Annotated in this window: 14 protein-coding genes and 1 riboswitch; of the genes, 4 read left to right on the top strand and 10 right to left on the bottom strand. The window is 42.1% G+C overall.

The features are described from left to right. Positions 1-298: 298 nt before the first annotated feature. Entirely contained in the window at positions 299-1,930 is a 1,632-nt protein-coding gene (locus tag IEW76_RS14510) for a BCCT family transporter (RefSeq protein ID WP_188655054.1), read from the top strand. A 757-nt stretch (positions 1,931-2,687) separates the two neighbouring features. On the opposite strand, the gene queE is transcribed toward IEW76_RS14510, so the two are convergent. From queE to queC, 3 genes are read right to left on the bottom strand one after another with little or no spacing between them, the layout of a single operon-like run. Then, complete coding sequence (gene queE / locus IEW76_RS14505; protein ID WP_188655052.1) at positions 2,688-3,404, bottom strand: 7-carboxy-7-deazaguanine synthase QueE; 717 nt, start codon at positions 3,402-3,404, stop codon at positions 2,688-2,690. Further along, entirely contained in the window at positions 3,397-3,876 is a 480-nt protein-coding gene (gene queD / locus IEW76_RS14500) for a 6-carboxytetrahydropterin synthase QueD (protein ID WP_229721252.1), read from the bottom strand. The genes queE and queD overlap by 8 nt, the downstream gene beginning before the upstream one ends. Beyond that, positions 3,876-4,541 (bottom strand): 7-cyano-7-deazaguanine synthase QueC, encoded by a 666-nt coding sequence (queC, locus tag IEW76_RS14495; protein ID WP_188655050.1) that lies wholly within the window; start codon positions 4,539-4,541, stop codon positions 3,876-3,878. The genes queD and queC overlap by 1 nt, the downstream gene beginning before the upstream one ends. 98 nt (positions 4,542-4,639) lie before the next feature. Beyond that, positions 4,640-4,684: riboswitch (PreQ1 riboswitch) on the bottom strand. Between the two features lie 1,090 nt (positions 4,685-5,774). Between queC and IEW76_RS14490 the strand changes: the two genes are divergently transcribed. Together IEW76_RS14490 and IEW76_RS14485 are read left to right on the top strand one after the other, a co-directional pair. Next, entirely contained in the window at positions 5,775-6,617 is an 843-nt protein-coding gene (locus tag IEW76_RS14490) for an STAS domain-containing protein (RefSeq protein WP_188655048.1), read from the top strand. Positions 6,618-6,761: 144 nt separating this feature from the next. Further along, positions 6,762-7,265, top strand: a complete 504-nt coding sequence (locus IEW76_RS14485; RefSeq protein WP_188655046.1) for a cupin domain-containing protein — start codon at positions 6,762-6,764, stop codon at positions 7,263-7,265. Between the two features lie 783 nt (positions 7,266-8,048). Here the strand turns inward: IEW76_RS14485 and IEW76_RS14480 are convergent. Both IEW76_RS14480 and IEW76_RS14475 read right to left on the bottom strand, forming a co-directional pair. Continuing rightward, entirely contained in the window at positions 8,049-9,107 is a 1,059-nt protein-coding gene (locus IEW76_RS14480; protein ID WP_188655043.1) for a class I SAM-dependent methyltransferase, read from the bottom strand. A 6-nt stretch (positions 9,108-9,113) separates the two neighbouring features. Beyond that, complete coding sequence (locus tag IEW76_RS14475) at positions 9,114-10,436, bottom strand: FAD-dependent oxidoreductase (RefSeq protein WP_188655185.1); 1,323 nt, start codon at positions 10,434-10,436, stop codon at positions 9,114-9,116. Positions 10,437-10,596: 160 nt separating this feature from the next. On the opposite strand from IEW76_RS14475, the gene IEW76_RS14470 reads away from it, so the two are divergent. Continuing rightward, positions 10,597-11,145, top strand: a complete 549-nt coding sequence (locus IEW76_RS14470; protein WP_188655041.1) for a GNAT family N-acetyltransferase — start codon at positions 10,597-10,599, stop codon at positions 11,143-11,145. Positions 11,146-11,223: 78 nt separating this feature from the next. Here the strand turns inward: IEW76_RS14470 and mbcS are convergent, their stop codons facing one another. The 5 genes from mbcS to IEW76_RS14445 all read right to left on the bottom strand — a co-directional run bounded on the left by mbcS (position 11,224) and on the right by IEW76_RS14445 (position 17,388). After that, positions 11,224-12,807, bottom strand: a complete 1,584-nt coding sequence (gene mbcS / locus IEW76_RS14465) for an acyl-CoA synthetase MbcS (protein WP_188655038.1) — start codon at positions 12,805-12,807, stop codon at positions 11,224-11,226. A 654-nt stretch (positions 12,808-13,461) separates the two neighbouring features. Beyond that, entirely contained in the window at positions 13,462-14,100 is a 639-nt protein-coding gene (locus tag IEW76_RS14460; RefSeq protein WP_188655036.1) for a YczE/YyaS/YitT family protein, read from the bottom strand. Positions 14,101-14,389: 289 nt separating this feature from the next. After that, positions 14,390-15,025 carry a YczE/YyaS/YitT family protein gene (locus tag IEW76_RS14455; protein ID WP_188655034.1) on the bottom strand — a complete coding sequence of 212 codons (636 nt, stop codon included), beginning with the start codon at positions 15,023-15,025 and terminating at the stop codon, positions 14,390-14,392. Positions 15,026-15,786: 761 nt separating this feature from the next. Beyond that, complete coding sequence (locus tag IEW76_RS14450; RefSeq protein WP_188655032.1) at positions 15,787-16,476, bottom strand: GntR family transcriptional regulator; 690 nt, start codon at positions 16,474-16,476, stop codon at positions 15,787-15,789. A gap of 63 nt (positions 16,477-16,539) precedes the next feature. Then, positions 16,540-17,388, bottom strand: a complete 849-nt coding sequence (locus IEW76_RS14445; protein ID WP_188655030.1) for a YitT family protein — start codon at positions 17,386-17,388, stop codon at positions 16,540-16,542. Positions 17,389-17,532 lie beyond the last annotated feature (144 nt).

Raw genomic sequence — 17,532 nt, 5'->3', positions numbered from 1 at the left:
GCCCGTTTAGCAACGTATAGACTGGACTGAACCCGAGTAGAGATCAAGGAAACTCTTAAACTCGTTAATTATTTTTAATAACTATGCAACGTTCCCTAAAAACCTCGAAGTAAATCGAGGTTTTTTATTTTTTTTGACAAAATTTCAATATCCCTTCATCCCAGCACTATCAGTAAGTTTGTCCAGTTTGATCATCTCGTTCTTTTCAATTAATTCAAATAGATTGTACAATTTGTTCTGTACAAAAAGTTGGTAATCTATTATGATTAACTATGTACTTTAAAGAAAGGACGATTAGATGAATAAAAAAATTATGGATTGGCCCACATTTGCAGGGGCATTATTCCTACTTTTATCAGTAACAATTCCACTCATTTTATTTCCTCAAAAAGGTCAAGTTATTGTAGACAAACTTCAAGATATCATAACCACAAACTTTGGTGTTGTCTTCATGATTGTTGGCCTCGGCATTTTCTTATTCCTTCTCTATGTCGCATTTAGTAAAAACGGTCAAGTTAAATTAGGAGACAAAGGTGAAAAACCAGAATTCAAAACGTTCTCCTGGGCAGCTATGTTATTCTGCGCCGGAATTGGTTCTAGTATTTTATACTGGGGTACAATCGAATGGGCTTATTATTACCAAGCTCCTCCATTCGCTGTTGAAGGTGGCACGAAAGAAGCGATCCAATGGGCAAGCGTATATGGAATCTTCCACTGGGGACCAATTGCTTGGGCTATCTACACATTACCTGCACTACCAATTGCTTATTTCTATTATGTTCGTAAAAAGCCTGTATTAAAAATTAGTGAAGCTTGTCGACCTGTCATCGGTAAACGAGCGGACGGCCCTCTAGGTACGATCATCGATGTTCTATTTATGTTCGGTCTAATGGGCGGTGCTGGTACGACACTAGCGCTTGGAACTCCTATGATCGCCGAAGGAATTTCAAGCTTAACTGGCATTGAAGTTACACTCGGACTTAAAACGGGTATACTAATTGTTTGTACTGTTATTTTTGCCATTAGTGCTTATTCAGGGTTGAAAAAGGGAATTAAAGTTCTAAGTGATGTAAACTTATGGTTATCCCTTTTCTTACTTGCCTTCGTATTTATTTTCGGACCAACGAAATTCATCTCTGAAACAACATTTAATAGTCTTGGTTTACTAGCGGATAATTTCTTCCGCATGGCCACATGGACTGAGTCATTTGCTGGCCTTAATTCGATTGCTGAAACAAGTTTCCCAGAATCATGGACAGTATTCTACTGGGCATGGTGGCTTGTATACGCACCATTCGTTGGACTCTTTATCGCAAGAATTTCCCGTGGTCGTACAATTAAGCAGATGGTTCTTGGAACAATGCTTTACGGTACACTCGGAAGCGTTCTTTTCTTCGGAGTAATCGGAAACTACGGTATGTACATGCAACTTACAGGACAATTTGATATTATTAACGTCTTAAATACACAAGGAGCACCAGCTGCAATAATTAGTGTAATCGCACAATTGCCGATGGCTCCAATTATGATTACAACCTTTACTGTCCTAGCGATTATCTTCCTTGCAACAACATTTGACTCTAGTTCTTACATACTGGCATCAGTTGTACAGAATTACGTTGAGGAAGAACCATTACGTTGGAATCGCCTATTCTGGGCCTTCGCCCTTTGCCTACTACCACTTACCCTAATGATTTTAGGTGGCTTAGGTACATTACAAACAGCTAGTATCGTCGGAGGAACACCATTATTATTCATAATGGTCATGCTAGCCTGGTCATTTATGAAAGCCTCGAACGAAGATATCGTTGCTTCAGATGACTACCAACCAAAAACAATTAATCTAGATTCTAAACAAATCAAACGACGCTTAAAGCGCAAGAAACGTCTTCAAAAAGAACAAGAACAAGAAGACTCTCAAGTAAGTTAACCCCCTATTTATATAGAAGAAAAGGTGCTCCTTCACCAAGGAGCACCTTTTTTTATGTAAACTGTATTAAACAATACTATAGAAGATAAGTTTGTTGGAAACTTGAAGCTGAGAGAATGTTTCCGTTCACGTTAGTTTAGTCTAAGGTGGCCCTGGAAACTACTCCCTTTCCTGTGGGGAGCTGGTGAGCCTCCTCAGCCGGCACGCCGGCTTCCGGGGTCTCACCGAGGCTCTTCTACCCACGGGAGTCTCGCAGTTTCCAGGCCCACCTATGCCATATAAGAATGAACGAAAACATGCCATATAGGGTGACATCAGATCTCCTGATGCGAACTGCGGGCCGTTCCCCTCCTTAAAAGCTAGGGCTTGCTCGGGGACTGCGAGACTCCCGCGGGAAAAGGAGCCTATCTAGTTCCGGCGTGGAGAACCTAGCGAGACAAGTCATCTTTTTTACAAAGGCTTAACGCCTTTTCCAAAAAGCTGTCTTGTCCGTACGGTTCTAGGCAACACGCCTGCACTTTTAAGCTAGGGAAGACCCCACAGAGAGCGAAAGCGAACGAGGAGGCTCTAAAAAGAAGGGGAAGTTCGACTAAAACCGTCACGTCCTGTGACAACGTCGAACGACCCCACGTCGTGTGAGGCCGCAGGAAAGCGAGTTGTCCCCGAGCAAGCCCAAGCACTCATAAACGTAACGGACCCTCCTAGCTGAGATATCCAACAAAAAAAGCAGTACCCTCCAAAAGAGTACTGCTTCACCTTATACACCTCGTCGGTTACCCCACAGCAACGCATGCACCTGAGGCAAGACGCGGACGCGGTTTAATTCTGTCGAGGCCATTACCTGATCAATAAGCCATTCATACTTCCCTAATAAACGATGCATCAACTTCGTATCATCCGCCTCTTCCGTATCATCGTTTCCAACTTGTACGAAGAACGGAATACCAGGATAGCGTTTATGAACTCCTTTAGCATATTCCAAGTCTTCTTCATCAAAGACAACGACTTTTAAGCTGGTGGTTAGAGAGTCAAGTTGTTCAATGATTTCATCAAGCTTTTGCCAGTCTGTTTTCATCATCGAGCTTGGTGGCTTCGGTGAAATCGTAAGGTCATCAATGCTTGTAAACCAGTCCTGCCACTTACTCCCTTGTGTTTCAAGAGCAACTTCACAACCGTTTTCGTGCAGGAGATCGACAAGCTGGCCCATATGTTTTAACAACCCAGGATTGCCACCAGAAATCGTAACGTGATCAAAGGATCCTCCACCAACTTCTTTTAGCTCATCATAAATTTCGCCTGCTGTCAGTAGACGAATGTCCTCTTTCGCACTTCCGTCCCATGTAAAGGCGGAATCGCACCAGGCACAGCTGTAATCGCAGCCAGCTGTTCGAACAAACATCGTCTTTCGCCCAACAACCATCCCTTCTCCTTGAATGGTCGGCCCGAATATTTCTAAAACAGGTAGTTTACTCAAGCTCCATCCACTCCCTTCTTGCCTCTGCAAAGCTTGTTGGTGTTTCATAAAGCTTTACAAATTCAACACGAAGGGACTGATCATTTTGCGGTAATGCGCCCGCCATCTTCTCATAAATCCATACGACCATGTTTTCAGCAGTCGTATTCATTAAAGGAAGTGTTTCATTGATGTATCGGTGATCTAAGTGGACCTCGATTTGTTCTTTCCAAATTTGCTTAATGTCACCAAAGTCCATTACGATACCGATATCATCCGTGTAACCACTAATGCCAAACACCACACGATACGTATGTCCGTGCAAGTTTTTACATTTCCCTTCATAACAGTGCAGATGGTGAGCAGCATCAAACGTAAATTCTTTACTGACCATGACACGCTTCTTATGATACTGAAGGTCACTACGCTTAATATCCTGATCAATTTTCTGTAAGTCTTCTACGATGCGAAATCCATATTGATCCATAGCCATTATGCGTTCGCTCCTTCTTTTTTATTTATATAAGTGTCTAAACCGTTTTGTCTCAATTTACAGGAAGGGCATTCGCCACAGCCTGAGCCACGAACACCGTGATAACATGTCAATGTACGTTCCTTCACGTACGTAAGAGCATTAAGATCATCCGCAAGCTCCCAAGTTTGCGCTTTGTCTAACCACATTAACGGTGTATGAACAACGAACTGATCGTCCATTGAAAGATTAAGAGTTACGTTAAGAGATTTAATAAATACATCACGGCAATCTGGATAGCCACTAAAGTCTGTCTCACAAACTCCTGTCACTATATGCTGCGCGCCAATTTGTTTACCCATAATAGATGCAAAGGATAAGAATAAAAGATTTCGACCCGGTACAAATGTAGATGGAAGGTCGCCATCTTCCCCATCTTTCACCTCTATATCATCTCTAGTAAGAGCGTTAGGTGCCAACTGACTCAATAACGACATATCAAGAATTGTATGTTTTACACCTAAATCCTCAGCTATCTCCTTTGCTACTTCAATTTCTTCATCATGACGCTGATTGTAATCAAACGTCACTGCCTCAACTTCATCAAAATGCTTCATTGCCCAGAAAAGACAAGTCGTACTATCCTGTCCCCCACTAAACACAACAAGGGCTTTCTTATTATCCATAAAAAAAATTCTCCTTTCACTATAAAAAGAGAATTCTACACACCCGTACTTCAATTCGAACTAAATAAAAAAACCATACCTAAGGCGAAGGTATAGTTCGATCCTTAGTTTTTTATAGAGGGTGTAGCTAGAACCTCTCCCGCATCAACCATGCAGATTTTCATTCAATTTTTTGTCTACTTGATTGTAACATATGCCTGGCTAAAACGTAAGACGTGAAGCGGAGAGATGTTTCCGTTTGCTTTGACTGAGCGGAAGGCGGTCCGGGAAATCACTCGCTTTCCGCGGCGAGCTGGGGAGCCTCCTCGATCGCTACGCTCTCTGTGGGGTCTCCCCTAGGCTCCTACTGCCGCAGGAGTCTCGCAATTTCCCGAACCGCCTTTGCCTGATGTAGAAGGAACGGAAACACGCCAAATAAAGAAGCATGGTGTCTAGGTTATCCCTCAACGCTTCAGTTGAAGGGCACAGGAATCAAAAAGCCCCCTAGACTCACCTTGCTCTATTTAGCAAAGGGGCCAGCTGCTTAATTATGGTGAGGACTACCCAAATTCCTGTTGATTATACATGGCATGTTTCCGTTACTTCTAACGTGAAAAAGGAGGGCCTGGAAACTGCGAGACTCCCGTGGGCAGAAGAGCCTAGGTGAGACCCCGGAGACCGGCTTGCCGGGCGAGGAGGCTCACCAGCTCCCCACAGGAAAGCGAGTGGTTTCCAGGCCCTCCTTACTCTTAACCGAAGCTAACGGAAACATACGCTCAACATTATATACAAAAAAAGAAAGCTAGCAGCTCGTTTCCAAGGTGCTAGCTTTCTCTTATGGGAGTGGTTTTTACAATTTAGGAGTCTTTTTACAATGCACACGGGGTAAAAGATCCTCCAATTGCATAAAGGGAAAAAGCCGCCAAACCTTTCTATCTAATCCGGTTAAACATTTGTGGGACACGGAGTTCATTAAGCCAAAGGATATTGTTTAAACCTGACGTAATCGAAAATAACGAAAGGGGGGCGTTTGGCGACTTTTTTATGGGTAAAAGGTGGTCAATGGCGTTTGACCTTCTATAATGTATCAAGTTGAAAATGCTTTCAGCAACATTAAATACTTGGAAATCAAGATGTTTTTATTTTCTCAATAATCCAAACAAAGAAATATAGGAGATTTACCAGTTATTAATTTCATTAAACTTTCATCTCCGATATGATGGGGGGAGCACAATTAAGCCGGAGGTGTAAAAAATGAACATTAATCATAAACTTTATGAATACATAAACAATAACGTGTCAGATATTACAGAAACATGGCTAAACATGCGTGAAAATGATTTAACTTCCTACTACTCTTCAACAAAGAGCACTGCTAGCACAGACCAACTAAGGGAGGAGAATAATCAATTAATCGAATCCCTGTCGAATGTGTTCATTTCTGAAAAAACGGACCCTAATCTCGAACTAAAAGATTGGGCAGAGCAAATCTCGGAGAAACGAGTTGGAGAACAGGTTCCTATTAATGAAGTACTAGGACAGTTCTCAAATTTCCGTAAAGCGATTTGGCAACACCTTAAGACGTTTGCCTATGAGTATAATATCGGAATCGAACAGGCGATGAATATCGGTCAAACGTTTAACGACGCTCAAGACTATGTGATTTATCAGTTCTCTAAACATTATTACGAAACAAGCATTCGTCAAATCCACACTCAACAACAGCTCATCAATGAATTAAGTGCACCCGTAATACCTATAACAGATAAAGAAGCGATCATTCCTCTTATTGGGGACTTGGATCCTGAGCGTACAAAACATATTCAAGAGCATACGTTAGAACAATGCAACCAACATCCTTATGAGACGCTTTACCTTGATATGTCAGGCGTTCAGAACATCGACACCCTTGTAGCCCACCACTTGTATCAACTTATTCAATCTCTAGACCTTCTAGGAGTAAAGTCTGTCCTTTGCGGAATGAATCCAAAAGTGGCACAAGTGGCGATTCAACTTGGAATCAACTTCTCTAAGGTTCCTATCAAAAGCACGCTTTACCATGCACTTGAAGAAGCATCCTTACACCAAGAAAAATGATTCTTATAAGCCTGAAAGACTCAAGCGCAAACATGTGCTTGAGTCTTTTTTTACTAACTATTTCCTTTTTCTTCATATTTTATGGTTTAATTATAACTATAGGAGGGTATTTTCCTAAGGAATTGGTTATAGGAGGAAAGTCTTATGCATGCATTTGCTAATCAGATTCAAACCTACTCATTTGAAGACGACGGAGAGATCCCAAATAGTCCGCTTCCACTATTGGTTTATCCAGGAGTACTAAACGAATATATCGACCACATGGATGAGATCTTTTTACAAAAAGGTTGGCACAGTACTTGGATTGGTTCGATCTTCCCCCACCACCATTATCACAGCACCGCCCATGAGGTGCTAGGGGTTCTAAGCGGTGAAGCCACAGTTCAATTCGGCGGTCAAAGTGGACGCAAATTAGAAGTATCACCTGGTGATGTTATCATTATCCCAGCGGGTGTAGGTCACAAACAGCTTTATGGTTCGAAAGAGTTTCTTGTTGTCGGTGCTTATCCAGAGGGCCAGTACAAAGATATGCGGAATGGCAATCCGAACGAGCGCCCTGAAGTCTTACACAACATTAAAGAGGTCCCTCTCCCATCAACAGACCCTGTATTCGGAGACGATCTTCTTTTCTTGCAGTTTTGGAGCTAACCATAAATAAGCGGTACATATAAGAAGAGGCTCTCACTAAATGAGAGCCTCTTCTTATTGGCGTGAATGATTAAGAGACTGTCTCCCCTCCCTCAATTCTCCACTTTAATCTTCATATTTTTACACGTTTCTTCAATAGTAGGGCAGGATTGTTGAATACTCGTAACTGAGAGAATGTTTCCGTTTGCGTTGTTAGAACGTGAGGTGGTTCGGGAAATCACTCGCTTTCCGCGGCGATCTGGGGAGCCTCCTCAGTCGCATTCGCTCCCTCCGAGGTCTCCCCTAGGCTCCTACTGCCGCAGGAGTCTCGCAATCTCCCGAATCACCTCTGCCATATATGGGTGTAACGGAAGCATACCATATGCAGATACCTCGCAACTCTCACTCCCCCCTTGAGATTTGGGCAGCGGAAAGCGAGTCGTTCTCTAGACACCCCTTATCAAAAGTGATAGGACGGCCCCGCTGCTTGAATGTTGCTGTCGCCTCATTGAATCTACATTTGGCTTGTTTCCGTATTTCCCAATACGGAAAGGTGGGCCTGGAAACTGCGAGACTCACGTGGGTAGAAGAGCCTAGGTGAGACCCCGGAGCCCGGCTTTGCCGGGTGAGGAGGCTCACCAGCTCCCCACAGGAAAGCGAGTGGTTTCCAGGCCTACCTTACGCTCAACTAAAATTTACGGAAATATTCTCTCAGCTCGAGTCTTCCTCATATGGCGGCTTATGTGAAAGCAATCAACATTTACTATTAACAGAGATAAAAAAAGTCTGACCTACAATGGTAGATCAGACTTTCCCGGATGCTATTAAAGGTCGAGACTCTGGCTCTCTCTCTAACTCAGGATCAGACACGGTTTGTGGCATCAACCAAAAGGCATACCATCCACCTTCTTTAATGATCGAGTTGTAAGCTGATAACGTTAGGCCAGAAGCTTCCGCTAACTCTTCAATATCTTCAGATGAAGGAAGAGCATATAAGTTGGAGTGGGCCGTAAAGAAACTATTAAAGGCACTAGAGAATGCCTGACCCTGCGCAGTTTCGTTTACTGGTGTAATCACTGAGATGCGACCGTCTTCAGATAACCAGGTCGTTAAATTACTCAAAAGTTCTGTGCGCGCCATAGGGTCTAAATAGTGAAACACATTATGCAATAGAATTAAATCAGCTTTTTCACCTTCTTCAGGGCGCCAGTCACTAGCATCTGCAACAATATAATCTATATTGTCATATCCTGCTGAGGCCTTTCTCGCTGATTCGACTACCCGTTCATTCACATCTACCCCAAGCATTTGTACTTCAGGGAAATCTTTCGCAAGCTTCCTTAAGTAACCTCCATGCCCACAACCTAAGTCAATCACAGTTTCTACCTTATGTTCTTTCATCATCTTCTTAATCCGACGTATTGCGAAGTGCTCTAGAAGCGTAGACGTTTCCGCCACTACATCTCCGAACTTCTCATGATTGAATACCGCGCGCTCATTTGATTTCATGTACTTTGGATAAGCAAGTAATGTAGGAATATGCAGTTCCATCATTTCTTTTAAAAGAGCTCCTACACTGTTAGATTCATCTTCAAGAAACTCCCCGCAGTGATGTTTAGACGTTCGATACCGTCCACCTGTACGTTTTCTTAAATGCTTAATGGATACCCCTACATCCACCCAACACTGCAAAAGCTCTTTGCTGAGTCCTGTTTCTGTTACAACTTCATCTACTGTTTTAGGGTTCTTGAAAGTCTTAAATAAGTCTAATTCATATCCTACGTAGGCATGCCAGGTAGGTAAGAATGATTCATTCCGCTTCATCCAGTTCCTTGCTTTTAAGGCGGTTTGGATTATATTCATTTCCCATCACTCCTCTTTCTCCCATGGATAATCTTCTGTACGTTCAAAAAAGTATTTAAGCTGTTTTGATTCTGAGATGCTTCGTTTTCGTTTAGGAAAAGCACCAACTTGAATGAGACGGTCCATCAACGTGTTGTCCCATCTCCCAAGTCCAGAGATGTTCAGCATTTGCTTTACATGCAAGGATGGATCCCTTTCCATTTGCTCAATACTCTTCATCCGGATTCTCCTCCACCACGGGTAGGGAAAAGAATACGCCAATGCCGACAGATGACTGAGACCTAAAAGAAATTTCGCTCTGGGCATTCGAACTTGCTCATACCACTTTAATAATTGATTATCATACGTACCTTTTTTCTTCATCCACGCAATTAGTTCACCTAACACATCTGCATCTTGTATAGCTAAGTTCATCCCTTCCCCTGCCATAGGGTGTACAGCATGAGCCGCATCTCCAATCAAGGCCAAATTCTCAACCACATACCGGTTAACATGAAACATGGTCGGGATCATGAGCTGTATATCTTTCCAATCATGAAGGGATGTGACATGTTCACCAAGTTCAGGGCAAAGTTCTGCATACGCTTTATGAAAGTATTCGATCCCCTCCTGTTTCATACTTTTATAAGCACCTGCTTTAATTAGAAAAACAGTTCTAATCTTATTATCAGGTAATGGAAACAGACCAAGAAATCGATGATTTGTGGTAACAATTTTCCCCGTTTTGAAGTTAGCAGGCCTAGGGATTGTAACGGTAAGGAAATGATGATTGTACGTTCGATTATTCGCCTTAAGCCCCATTGCATTTCGCGTGGGGGAATTCCGTCCTTCAGCCCCTATGTAAAACCTGGCTAAAATTGGTTCAATCGTTTTATCCTTCGTATGGCGGATTATAGCTTTACCATCTTTAAACCCAGTAAAACGAGCGGGTTGAATATACCGAAACCTTTCTGAATAGAGTTTCGCCTTATTTAATAAAATCGATTTTAACGTTTCATGGGGGATCATAAGCGCGTAATTGTATGGACTTGCTAATAATCCGTAATCCATAAACGATTCTCCGACTTTTTTGGGTTGCTTAGAAGATCGTCTTTCTAGCTCAATAAATTCAAGAGTGGAGAAAGAATGGCCATTAGCCACGACCTCATCGATTACGCCAAGATCTTCTAAAATGGCTAGTGTTTTAGGCTGCAATAGTTCCCCTTTATATTGAGGGGACTCAGCACTTAATTGCTCAACAACCGCCACATTCACACCTCGACTCGCTAATTTCACTGCTAATGCAAGGCCCCCCACGCCTCCCCCATTAACTAAAACCTCCGCGTCGATGCTCCTCCCCCCTTATATGATCTATGTAATGTTAATCTATTCCACCCACCCAAATAGATGAAACCTTTCAACTATCCGCTCACTGCCTTTCCGTATCGTAACTCGCAATCTTTTGATAAAATATAAATATTGTATAGCCTTCAATAAGGAGGATTCATTCATGTTTATCTATCAAATTAACAAAGAACTCCATTTAAAATTACTAGATATAACAGATGTAGACCGACTATTTCAATTGGTTCATTCGAATCGAATCCATTTAAGAAAGTGGTTATCTTGGATCGATGACACAGAAAAGCCAGCAGATACAAAACGTTTTATTGAAGGAACCATGGAAAAATTCGCTGATAACAAGGGGTTTGAAACTGGCATTTATTATAAAGGAGAGCTAGCTGGTGTGATCGGCGTCCATCAATTGGATCATCGAAACAAGCAGACGAGTATTGGATATTGGCTAGGTGAGAAGTTCCAGGGTAAAGGAATCATCACCAAAGCGGTATCGACCTATTTGCAGTACCTTTTTGAAACACGTGAATTTAATAGAGTTGAAATACGTTGTGCAAAGAGGAATAAAAAAAGCCAAGCCATTCCTGAGCGTCTAGGCTTCACAAAAGAAGGAACAATTAGACAATGTGAGTGGTTATACGATCGTTATGTAGATCATGTTGTCTACAGTCTCTTAAAAGAAGAATATGACCTTATGAAATAAAAAAAGCTGGTGTTCAAGCCGTTGAAGGCTTGTACACCAGCTTTTTACTATGTTTATAAATGACCTGAATTCATTTTATTATGCACGTTCTGATTGTTTCTCTTGATTCCGAAGTTCAACCCGACGAATCTTTCCTGATGTCGTCTTCGGCAACTCATCAAGATACTCAATTTTTCTAGGATATTTATAAGGGGCTGTATGATCTTTGACATGCTGTTGCAGTTCTAGCGTAAGCTCTTCCTGATCAACATGAACGTTCTGCTTCAACACAACAAACGCTTTAACAATGTTTCCCCTGATTTCATCCGGACTAGCAACGACGGCACACTCTTGAACGGATGGATGTTTCACGAGAGCATCCTCCACCTCAAAAGGTCCAATTGTATATCCTGAACTGATGATAATGTCATCACTCCGCCCCTCAAACCAGAAGTACCCATCTTCATCCATACTAGCTTGATCCCCAGTTAAATAGTAATCCCCTCTATAAGACATCTTCGTACGCTCTGGGTCCTTATAATATTCTTTAAATAAAGCCGGTGTATTCAAATGAACGGCAATATCACCGATCTCTCCCGCTCCTAATGGTCGTCCTTCTTCATCAATAATCGCAACCTCATTACCAGGGGTCGGTTTTCCCATTGACCCTGGTTTTACTTCCATGCCTTTTAATATGCCAACTAACAACGTATTTTCTGTTTGTCCGTATCCATCCCTCACCGTTACATTAAAGTGGTTCCGGAAGATATCGATAACTTCCCTATTTAATGGCTCACCTGCTGATACAGCACTGTGTAAATGTGACAAATCAAAACGGTCTAACCCATCCTGTTTCGCCATCAATCGGTATTCAGTCGGAGTACAGCACAGTACATTTATCTTGTGGGTATCAAGCAGGGTCAGGTAGCGTTCAGGGTCAAATTTACCTTGGTAGACAAAACCGGTGGCTCCAGTACCAAGCACAGATAAGAAAGGACTCCATATCCACTTTTGCCAGCCTGGTCCGGCTGTAGCCCATACTTTATCTCCTTCTTCAATGGCAAGCCATTTATAAGCAGCTGTTCGTAGGTGAGCAAATCCCCACCCATGGGTATGTACCACCCCTTTAGGGTTCCCTGTTGTGCCAGATGTGTAGGATAGAAAAGCCATGTCATCCTTTGAAGTAGGAGCGACCTCAAGATGATCATTTTCTTGGTCCATTAAATAATCTAAATAAAGCCATCCTTCTGATTCGTGACCCACAACAAATTTAGTAACTTGATCAATTGCATCCACGTCAGCAAATTGGTCCACATAAGGGTAATAACTGACTACAGCCTTAACTTCTCCATGCTTGATTCGATATTGAAGATCCTTCGCACGAAGCATTTCTGAACTGGGGATTACAACAAGACCAGCTTTCAGTGCGCCAAGATAAACTTCATACGCTTCGATTAACCGAGGAACCATGACTAATACTTTATCGCCTTTCTTAAGTCCTCGCCTTAAGAAAGCGTTACCAATTTTACTTGCACGTTTAATCAGCTTCCGATACGTGATCTCACGGGCATTACCAGAATCATCTTCCCAGTGAAGAGCTGTATGATTCGGATCATTCGCAAACTTCTCAACTTCACTTACGACATTGTACTGCTCTGGAGCAATTAAATCTTCACGTTTCATCCTGACATCCCCTCTCAACAAATTGATCGACTCCATTATACCAAATTTTCTAACAATTTAGGAAGAGGCATATTCTCCCCCACCCGCACTACACTTTATTTTGTTTAGGGCCGTTACGTTTAATGAGTGCTAAGGGGTGTCTGGGGAACGACTCGCTTTCCGCGGGCGAGCTGTCGAGCCTCCTCGTTCGCTTGCGCTCTCTGTGGGGTCTCGTCGACCTCTTTCTCCCGCAGGAGTCTCCCCGTTCCCCAGACCCCCCTTGCCATGTATCATACGAACGGCCCCGCAGCTCGAGAATGGCAGGAATTTAACAACCCTCCCTCGTTATCTAGCATGCTTCCGTTACTTCTATATATGGTAAAGGTGGTTCGGGAAATTGCGAGACTCCTGCGGCAGTCGGAGCCTAGGGGAGACCCCGGAAAGCGCGTAGCGATTGAGGAGGCTCCCCAGCTCGCCGCGGAAAGCGAGTGATTTCCCGAACCACCTTAAGCTCAACCGAAGCAAACGGAAGCATCACCTCAGCTTCAAGTCTTCCATATAAGGGGTTTATGTAAAAGAATGAACTCTGCTACTACTATCGCATGAAACAATCGATAAATATAAAAAAGCACGAGGCATTCCTTCTATTAATAGAAGGAATGAACCTCGTGCTTATTAGGAGATGAGTTCAACCTCATCTTGATAATTCGGATGGAATCGATAATACATTGGATAAGTTTTCATATACCAGAACTGTATGGCTGGGCCTAAGAATAGAATACCAGCTAATGTCCCAAGACCTACGGGACCTCCAATTAAAAATGCACTTGTAGCCATAATAACAGCTACGACCGTTTGCCCCATGCGCAAGCTTAGATTAAAGCGGCGGCTTACAGTTAAGAACAGCTGATCCACGGGTGCTCTTGGGAACTCAGGGATAATATAGATCGCTACACCAAGACCCGTAATAAGGACACCTGATATAAGCATAACGACTTGTAATAAAAACGGAGCTGTTGAGAAGTCTAAATGTCCAAAGACAACCTCTAGCCAAAAATCCAAAATAAAACCTTCCAAGATCACAGGAATCACTGCTCTAAATTCAGGTGCTTGCTTGATTAACCATCCATTGACGAAAATGATAAGAAATTGAAAGATGGCATACCAAGTACCTACCGTAAGACCAAACAGGTCGGACATACCTATAAAAAAGGACGTCCAAAATCCCGCTCCAAGTGTGGCATTAATTATTAATGCTACACCAAAGAAATTCACAAACATTCCAAGAAGGTAAACCGTTACTCTATAAGTCATGACGATTTCCCCCTTTCTTTGATGTAATTATTCGCTAAGCTGTAGGGCCAATTGAAAAATCCTGAAAACATTCTACACCCACACTTACAAGGCGGTCAATAGGTGTGCATCAGTTATTATATAACGTTTTTTAACAATTTTATTACACTGAATATTGGAATCGCATTCACTGAATTCTAAATAAATTAATACACTAATCGTCCCAAATCTACCCCAAAAAAAGAAACCTGAAGCGATCCCTTCTCTTAATCTTTCAGAGAAGCATTCGTTCAGGTTTCTTGTTCTCTATTTATACTAATTCAAGTTCGTCTTGATACCCTGGGTGTAATCGGTAATACATAGGATATGCGTGTGTGTACCAGAATTGAATGCCAGGTCCAAGGAAGAACATGTTCGCTAATGTTCCGATTCCCACAGGTCCTCCAATAAGGTACGCACTAATTGTTACAATAACAGCTACGATGGTTTGTCCTGTTCCTAAACTTACATTAAAACGTTTCCCAATCGCCAAGAACAATTGGTTCATTGGTCCACGAGGGAATTCAGGCAAGATATATATCGCAACACCAAGGCCACAAAAGATGACGCCAGCGATTAACATAACGATTTGTACAGCATACGGCGCTGTCGTGAAATCAATTCGAGAAAAGACGATCTCTAACCAAAAATCTAATATTAAACTCTCTAGTACTACCGGAATAACTGCTTTATATTCTGGAGCTTGTTTAATGAGCCAGGCATTCAAAAAGATAATCAGAAATTGAAAGATCCCTGTCCATGTTCCGACTGTCAATCCAAATAAGTCAGAAAGACCGATAAAGAAAGATGCCCAGAACCCTGCTCCTAATGCCGCATTTACAATTAAGGCTACACCGAAGAAGTTTACAAACATTCCTAATAAATAAACCGTTATTCTATATGTCAACAAAGCGTCCCCTTTCTTAGTTCCACCATTGGCTAAGATGAGCTTTATTTATAAACCATTGATAATTGTAAAATCTACCACTTTCAGAGTCAATACTTATAACAATATTTTTTGCCATTTTAGGTTTAATTTTCTACTTGAAAGGGAAATGAAACCGTTATCTTTTTAGGTGCTTTCACATTGATCCTATTAAATTATTTAGCTAGGGGTTAGATTGTTGAATACTCGAAACTGAGAGAATGTTTACGTAAGCTTTAATTGAGCGTAAGGTGGTTCGGGAAATCACTCGCTTTCCGCGGCGAGCTGGGAAGCCTCCTCAGTCGCGTCCGCTCCCTCCGGGGTCTCCCCTAGGCTCCTACTGCCACAGGAGTCTCGCAATTTCCCGAACCACCTCTACCATATATGGTGTAACGGAAACATGCCGTATGTGGAAGTCTTAAACTTGCAACTCTCACCACCCTTAAAATGTAGGGGCGTTTGCAAAATTATAGCCAGGGGTGTCTTGGGAACGGGGAGACTCCTGCGGGAGAAAGAGGTCGACGAGACCCCGGACTGAACGGATTGAGGGAGGAGGGTGTTAAAAAGGTAGAGTAGAGGAAGTTCGACTAAGACCGTCACGTCAATAGCCAACGTCGAACGACCCCACGTCGTGTAGGGCCGCGGAAAGCGAGTCGTTCCCAAGACACCCCAACCACTTAGCAAACATAACGGCCCCACTTCATAAAAAAGACTGATTGCGAAATGGCTCACCATTCAACAAATCAGTCTTTGAGTACGTTCTCTAGCGAACGATATGTGGTTTTATCTAAATTCATTGATTCTAAACTAAATTGCATATGACGCTCGATTAAATGCAACAAGTAATCAAGATCCCGGTTACTAAGAGCTTCAATAATATGCTCATGCTCAACGAAGCGTGTACTTCCTTCCATCGATGAGTCAGCATCGTAGAAGACATCATATAATACTAGATAGACATTCATCTGATCCAATATGCGTTCCATATAGTCTTGCAAAAACGTGTTCCCAGTTTTTTGAGCAAGATACATATGGAAGGATTTATTTACGTGAATATATCTTAAAATATCGACGCTTTCATACGTTTCTTTTTCTCTTGAAACTAGTTCTTTCATGACTTCAAGGTCTTCGTCTGTAACCTCATTGATTGCTAAGCGAGCTGCGGTACTCTCTAGTTCCTTTCTCATGACAAACGCTTGTCTGATCTCTTCTACTGTAGGTTGAACGACAAAAGCTCCTCTATTTGGAACAATGGTGACGAGTCCTTCTTGTTCTAAACGAATCATAGCGTGTCGAATAGGCGTCCTAGAAACACTAAGCTGCTCAGCAATCGTCTTCTCAACTAGTTGCGTTCCGGGAGCAATCTTTCTATAAAGAATCGCTTCTTTAAGGGATTGGTGAACGCGATCAATCATTGATTTTTTCTCACTCATGGTGAACTATTCATCCTTTATAAACAAGTTCTATTTTGACAAGTTTATTCCATTTACCTCTATTTAGGCTAAGCGTTTAAAGTTCTCCCCTATAATTTCATTCATCGAGTGAACGGTGATAAACGCTGTATGGTCAATTTCAGCAATATATTTCTTGAGACGCGTATAATCCTTACGTTTCAGGATTGTCGTAATCACTTCTTTTGAATCCTGGGTAAAGGCACCTTTAGCAGTATGAATCGTCGCCCCTTTTCCAAGTTCATTGACAATAAAGTGTTGAACTCTTTCACTTTCGCGACTGATAATAACAATCTCTTTATTATTATCAAATTGCTGCAGTGCATAATCAATTACAATTCCATTCAGAATAACACCAAAGAAGGCATATAGCCCGACTTGTGGACCGAATAAGAATATAGATGATGTTGCAATGGCAATATCCGATAGCAAGACAGCCTTACCAAGTTCTAGGGAGAAGAATTTATTAATAATCATAGCAATAATATCGGTTCCTCCTGTAGACGCCCCCTGGTGAAAGACCATAGCAATACCAGCCGCGGCGATCATTTGGCCGATAATCAGTTGAATCAGAATATCATCGGATAACGGTTGGCTAAGGGGAGCAAATCGCTCAAGTGCCCAAACCATGAACGAAACTGCAAAGCTTGTATAAATGGTTTTCGCTCCAAAGTTAAATCCGATAAAGATAAAGCCTAGTATGAAGCAAATTACGTTTAAGATTAACATAACAAGCCCCAAAGAAATGTCGGGATAGATATTATGCAGAACGATCGAAAGACCACTCACTCCGCCTGTTGCCAGGTTGTTTGGAGATAGGAAAAAGTGGACGTTTACCGCTAAACAAAATACACCCAGATTAATAATTAAAAAGGAAAGGACCTTTTTGAACATACGCATCTTCCTTTTCTTCAAATTGTTTTCGTATTGTCGATCAAAATTGTAGTACAATCTGAAATTATAAGACTCATACTAGACGGTGTAAACAGCTGATTTTAAGTTTTTACAAAAAATCTACACAAACTCTGAAACCTTGAT

Source organism: Pontibacillus salipaludis (assembly GCF_014642405.1).
GTDB classification, from domain to species: Bacteria; Bacillota; Bacilli; order Bacillales; family BH030062; genus Pontibacillus; species Pontibacillus salipaludis.
This window is presented reverse-complemented; position numbering and strand designations above follow the sequence as displayed.

Excerpts from the sequence above, each read along its gene's own strand:
- IEW76_RS14510 (WP_188655054.1), top strand. The coding sequence starts at position 299 with ATGAATAAAAAAATTATGGATTGGCCCACATTTGCAGGGGCATTATTC.
- IEW76_RS14460 (WP_188655036.1), bottom strand. The coding sequence starts at position 14,100 with ATGACTTATAGAGTAACGGTTTACCTTCTTGGAATGTTTGTGAATTTC.
- IEW76_RS14485 (WP_188655046.1), top strand. The coding sequence starts at position 6,762 with ATGCATGCATTTGCTAATCAGATTCAAACCTACTCATTTGAAGACGAC.
- IEW76_RS14480 (WP_188655043.1), bottom strand. The coding sequence starts at position 9,107 with ATGAATATAATCCAAACCGCCTTAAAAGCAAGGAACTGGATGAAGCGG.
- IEW76_RS14450 (WP_188655032.1), bottom strand. The coding sequence starts at position 16,476 with ATGAGTGAGAAAAAATCAATGATTGATCGCGTTCACCAATCCCTTAAA.
- queC (WP_188655050.1), bottom strand. The coding sequence starts at position 4,541 with ATGGATAATAAGAAAGCCCTTGTTGTGTTTAGTGGGGGACAGGATAGT.
- IEW76_RS14445 (WP_188655030.1), bottom strand. The coding sequence starts at position 17,388 with ATGTTCAAAAAGGTCCTTTCCTTTTTAATTATTAATCTGGGTGTATTT.
- IEW76_RS14470 (WP_188655041.1), top strand. The coding sequence starts at position 10,597 with ATGTTTATCTATCAAATTAACAAAGAACTCCATTTAAAATTACTAGAT.
- queD (WP_229721252.1), bottom strand. The coding sequence starts at position 3,876 with ATGGCTATGGATCAATATGGATTTCGCATCGTAGAAGACTTACAGAAA.
- mbcS (WP_188655038.1), bottom strand. The coding sequence starts at position 12,807 with ATGAAACGTGAAGATTTAATTGCTCCAGAGCAGTACAATGTCGTAAGT.
- IEW76_RS14490 (WP_188655048.1), top strand. The coding sequence starts at position 5,775 with ATGAACATTAATCATAAACTTTATGAATACATAAACAATAACGTGTCA.